This window comes from Geminicoccus sp. (genome assembly GCF_035556675.1).
Taxonomy (GTDB): Bacteria; Pseudomonadota; Alphaproteobacteria; order Geminicoccales; family Geminicoccaceae; genus Geminicoccus.
In genome coordinates, this window is record NZ_DATMFZ010000173.1 from 1 (window position 1) to 5,469 (window position 5,469).

The 5,469-nt window shown below is 72.8% G+C and carries 2 protein-coding genes; both read right to left on the reverse strand.

Going from position 1 to position 5,469, the window contains the following annotated elements; all coding sequences use genetic code 11:
* Positions 1-4,504: polyketide synthase (locus VNS22_RS13115; RefSeq protein WP_325733090.1), on the reverse strand; the 4,504-nt coding region annotated here is incomplete at its 3' end.
* A complete protein-coding gene (locus VNS22_RS13120) occupies positions 4,501-5,259 on the reverse strand; it encodes a thioesterase II family protein (protein ID WP_325733092.1) in 759 nt (252 codons plus the stop codon). The genes VNS22_RS13120 and VNS22_RS13115, both read right to left, overlap by 4 nt.
* Positions 5,260-5,469: the final 210 nt, after the last annotated feature.

The window sequence follows — 5,469 nt, forward strand, 5'->3', positions numbered from 1 at the left end:
CCAGGCGGATCTCCGCGCCGGCGGCGCGCAGGCCGTTCAGCCAGGAGCCTTCGGCGATGGAGCGGCCGACCAGCAGCAGGTGGCGGGCCCCCTGCTCGACCAGCCAGGCAGCGAAGGCACGGCCGAGCATGCCCTGCCCGCCAGCGATGACATAGAGCCCGTCCGCCCGCACCGGCGATGCCTCGGGCAACGGCTCTTTCCGGGACAGCAGGCGGGCGACCTGGCGCGTCCCGGCGGCAAGGCGCACCCGGTCCTCCGCCCCGCCGGTCTCTAGCTCGGCCAGGAGCAGCGCGATGCTGGCCTCGTCCCGATCAAGCAGCTCGATCGCACTGGCGGCGCTATCCGGCCGGTCCAGCGCCAGTGCGGCGAAGGCGCCGCGCAGACCGGTCTCGTCCCGCTCGTGGACCAGCCAGCGGCGGGCCACATCGTCCTGGGCGAGCGCCTGGATCTGGGCGCCGACATCGCCGCCGCCTGCGACCAGGACCAGGTCAGTCGGCGGCTGCTCGCCGGGCAGTGCCGCCCGCAGCCGGCTGGCGAGCGGGCCTTCGCCGAGGATGCGGAAGCTCCGGTCCGATGACCGGCGTGCGACCACCACCGCATGGGCGTCGCCATCCGTGGCAACCGCCACCGGCTGAAGGCCGGTATCCGTAACCAGCTGGCGCCAGGACGGCGCGTCCAGCAGCGCATGGTCCGGCCGACGCGGATCACCCTGGTAGCGCCACCAGCCCTCGGTCGTGCCGAACACGAGGTCGATCCAGGCAGGCGCCCGCGCCAGCTCCACCAGGGCCAGATGGCCACCCGGCGCCAGCTGGCGAGCGGCGGCGGCGATGCTGGCGCCGATGTCGGCGGTGGCGTGAACGGCATTGGCCGCAACCACAAGGTCGAAGCTGCCGGGTGGCAGGTCTCCGGCCTCCAGGTCGAACAGGCCGGTCCGGAAGCCCGGCCGCTTGCCGAACTGCGCCTCGCCCCAGGCGAGGAAGGCCGGGGACAGGTCGGTATAGAGATAGTCGAGCTCGATCCCGTCCAGGGCGTGCAGGAGATGGCGGGTCAGCCCGCCCGTGCCGGCACCGATCTCCAGGACGCGCAGCATGCCGCCGCGGCGCTCCGCCCAGCCACGCACCGCCGTGGCGAGCGCTGCGGCGGGGCCGGCGAACAGCGGGGCCTCGGCATAGAGGCGTGCCGCCTCGGCGAAATCGCCGCCCGGGAAGAGCAGGTCGAGCGGCTCGACCTCACCGCGCAGAAGATCGGCCAGCCGCTCGCCCACGCGGCACAGGAGCCGGAGGTCGGGGCCATCGGCGGGCTCCCCCACTTCCGCAGGTGCTGGCCAGCCACGCAGACGCGCGGCCAGGGCGGCATGGCGTGGCGCGATTTCTTCCGGTGCGATCTTGGCCAGTGCCGCCTGCACGTAGCGCAGCGCCAGGGCGTCCAGTGCCCGGGTGCGCGCACACTGCTCTTCCGGAGCGGCGAGGGCCATGTCCGGCCAGACCGGCGGCGGCGCCGGGACGAAGGTGAGGCCGAGCAGCCAGGCCGGATCGAGCTGCGCCCGCCCGCTGTCCGGCAGCCAATGGCGGCTGCGCTCGAACGGGTAGGTGGGGGCGGCGCAGACCCGCCAGGGCTCGTCGGCATCGAACTGGCGGCCGTCGATCTCGTCGCCGGCCAGGAATGAAGCGGCGGCACGGTCGAGAAAGGCCGCTTCGTCCTCGCCGGGGACGCGTTGGGGGTCGAAGCGGCCGGGTGTCCGGTCGGGCGGCACAAGGGCGGTGGGGGCGTCGCGGGCACGCAGCCGGGCCGCGGCCTCGGCGCCATCGGCTGCATGCAGCGCCAAGCGCCAAGCAAAGCGCTCGCGGCCGACCAGGGCGGTGTGGCAGAGATCGGGAAAGTCGCCACCCTGCAGTCGCTCCGCCCAGCTCGAGGCCAGCTGCCAGAGCGCTGCCTCGCTGCGCGCGGAGAGGACCAGGAGATGTCTGCTGCGCTGTCCGGTACGGCGGCCGGCAAAGCGCGCTGCCACGTGGTCGAGTGCCGCCAGCTCGTCCTCGCCGCGTCGCATCAGCGGCAGGACGTCCGCCTCGGGCAGGGTCTGGCGGATTGGCGTGGCCAGGAGGCTGTGCGGGCCGATCTCGACGAACCGGCGATGGCCGGCAGCACCCAGGCCGGTGATCGCGGCGGAGAAGGCGACCGGCTCGCGCAGGTTGCGGCCCCAGTAGCCGGCATCCAGCGCTTCGCCCGCCAGCAGCCCACCCGTGACGGTGGAGGCGAACGGCAGATCCGCTGCCCGCGGGCGCAGGCCGGCGAGCGCTGCTTCCAGCTGCGGGCGCAGCCGCTCCATCTGCGGGCTGTGATAGGCGACCGGGACCCGGACCGGCAGCCCGGTCAGGCCGGCGGCCTCGATCCGTGCCAGACAGGCATCCACGGCCACGGGCGTACCGGAAATCAGGGTGGCCTTCGGCGCGTTCTGCCCGGCGATGGCGACATCCGCGCCGAGCAGGTCCGTGATCGCGCCAGGCTCGGCCATCACCAGGGCCATCGCACCCTGGCCGGCGAGCCCGGCCTGCAGCCGGCTGCGCTCGACCACGATCCGCAGCCCGTCCGCCTCGTCGAGTACCCCCGCCACGACCGCAGCGGCGATTTCGCCGACGCTGTGGCCCACCACGGCGACGGGACGCACCCCTCTCTCCGCCAGCAGTTGGACGGCGCCCAGCTGCCAGGCATAGAGGGCCGGCTGGGCGAAGGCCGGCTCCTCGATGCGCTGGGCGAGCCGGCCGTCGCCCAGGAGATCGCAGAGCCGCCAGTCGCAGCCGAGCGCCGGCAACTGGCGGTCCAGGCGTTCGACCAGCGCGGCGAAGCCGGGCGAGCCGGCCAGCAGGTCGCGGCCCATGCCCGGCCACACCCCGCCATTGCCGGAGAACACCAGGACCGGATCACCGCCCACCTCGCCCGTGCGCGGCCGTGCGCGCAGCACGACATGGCAATTGGTCCCGCCGAAGCCGAACGAACTGACCCCGGCGGTGGGCGGGTGCGGGCGGTCCGGCCAGGGCTCGGGGTCGGTCTGCACCTGGAGGCCCAGCGCATCGAACTCGATGTGCGGGCTGGGGGTCTGGAAATGCAGGCTCGGCGGGAGCCGGCGCCGGTCGAGCGCCAGCACGGTCTTGATCAGCCCGGCGGCACCTGCCGCCGCCTCCAGATGGCCGATATTGGTCTTGACCGAGCCGATCCTGAGCCGTCCGGACGGCGGCCGGCCCCGCCCGAGCACGGCGCCCAGCGCGCCGGCCTCGATGGGGTCGCCCAGTGCCGTGCCGGTGCCGTGCGCCTCCACATAGTCGACGCTCCCGGGCGAGAGCCGGGCGGCGGCGAGCGCATCCTCCAGCATGGCGCGCTGGGCATCGGGGTTGGGTGCAGTCAGCCCGTTGCTGGGTCCGTCATTGTTGACGGCACTGCCCAGGATCACCGCGTAGATGCGATCGCCGTCCGCCTCGGCGCGGGACAGGGGCTTGAGCGCCACCAGCCCGCCGCCCTCGCCGCGGACATAGCCATTGGCCCGGGCATCGAAGGCCTTGCAGCGCCCGTCCGGCGCCATCGCGCCGAACTTGGTCAGGGCGATGGTGCTTTCCGGTGCCAGCACCAGATGGACGCCGCCGGCCAAGGCCAGCTCGGATTCGCCGCTGCGCAGGCTCTGGCAGGCCAGATGCACGGCGACCAGCGCCGACGAGCAGGCAGTGTTGACGGTGAGGCTCGGTCCTTCCAGGCCCAGCGCATAGGAGATCCGGGCGCTGACGATGCTGGTGTCCTGGCCGGTGGCGGTATGCTGGGCGATCCCCTCGGCTCCCGTCAGGAGCCGGGCATAGTCGGACCACATCGCGCCCAGGAACACGCCGGCGCGCCGCCCGGCCAGCAGGGACGGCCGCCAGCCGGCATCCTCGAACGCTTCCCAGGCCAGCTCCAGCGCCAGGCGCTGCTGCGGGTCCATCTGCGCCGCCTCGCGCGGGCTGATGCCGAAGAACGCCGCATCGAACTGGTCGACCCCGTCGAGAAAGCCGCCAAAGCGCGTGTTCATCCGGCCGGGTCGCGCCGGATCGGGATCGAACAGCCGCCCGATCGGCCAGCGCTCCGCCGGCACCTCGCGGATCGCATCCACGCCATCCATCAGCAGGCGCCAGAACGCTTCCGGATCGGCGGCACCCGGCACCCGGCAGGACAGGCCGACCACGGCGATCGGCTCGTCCGGAGAGAGCGGCACCGGCGGCGGGCGCCTTCCGGTCACCTGCTCGCCCGCCAGATGGCGTGCCAGCCGGTCGAGGGTCGGATGGTCCCATACGATGGTGGCCGGCAGCGGACGGCCCAGCGCCTGGGCCAGCGCCTGGATCAGGCTGCGGGCCCCGGCAGAATCCAGCCCGTAGCGGTGGAAGCGCTCGTTCTCGTCGATGGCGGCCGGCTCCAGGCCGAGCTGCCGCGCCAGGGCGCCGCGCAGGAGGGCGCGAAGCTCGATCACGGCCGCCGCCTCGCTCATCCGTGCTGGAGCGCTTCGGCGAGCAGGTCGGTGCCGAGTGCGTCGGCGACCGCATCGCGCTGCTCGGCCAGGTAGAAGTGGCCACCCGGAAAGATCCGCCGTCGCGTCGGGCCGCTCACCAGCCGCGCCCAGCCGTCGCTCATCGCAGGTGCCGACTGCGTGTCCTGGTCACCGCCATAGAAGGCGAGACGGCATGGCAAGGGCGGCTCCAGCGTGAAGCGGTAGGTCTCGAACACCGCGAAGTCGGCCTTGAGCGTCGGGAGGAACAGCTCCATCAGCTCCGGCTCCTCCAGGATGACCTGGGGGATGCCGCCATAGCGCGCCTGGATCTCCGCGACGAAGGCCTGATCGGGCAGGAGATGCAGCGGCGGCTCGTCCAGAACGAGGTTCGGAGCCCGGCGGCCCGAGACGATCAGGGCATCCGGCAAGGGCAGCCCGCGCCGGCGCAGCTCCCGCGCCAGCTCGAAGGCTACCAGCGCCCCCATGCTGTGGCCGAACAGCGAGTAGGATGGAGTGAGCTCTGGTGCCAGCGCATCGGCAAGGGCGGCGACCAGCGCGGTCATCCGGTCGAAGGGGCGCTCGCGGAACCGGGATTCCCGGCCGGGCAACAGGACCGCGCGCAGCTCGACCGGCTCGGGCAGCCGGGCGGCAAGCGGAACGAACATGGAGGCGCCGCCGCCGGCATGGGGCAGACAGTAGAGGCGATGGCCCGCGGCTGGGCGCCGGACCGGTACCGAGCACCATGTCCCGCTCAACTTTCGGCTCCCCCCAGGATCGGCAGTGTTCTGCAGTGTGTCGCCGTACAGCTTTATCCTTAGCAGGACATGACTTAAAGGCTAGCTGCAACGCTTGCAGCGCGGCACTTTAGCTGCGCCGTTCCGGATGGAACGGCCTTCCGGCATCCTCCAGCGAGAGAAATCCTGTGCCATGCCGCATCAGGCCGTCGTCTTTCGCCGCGTTCATTC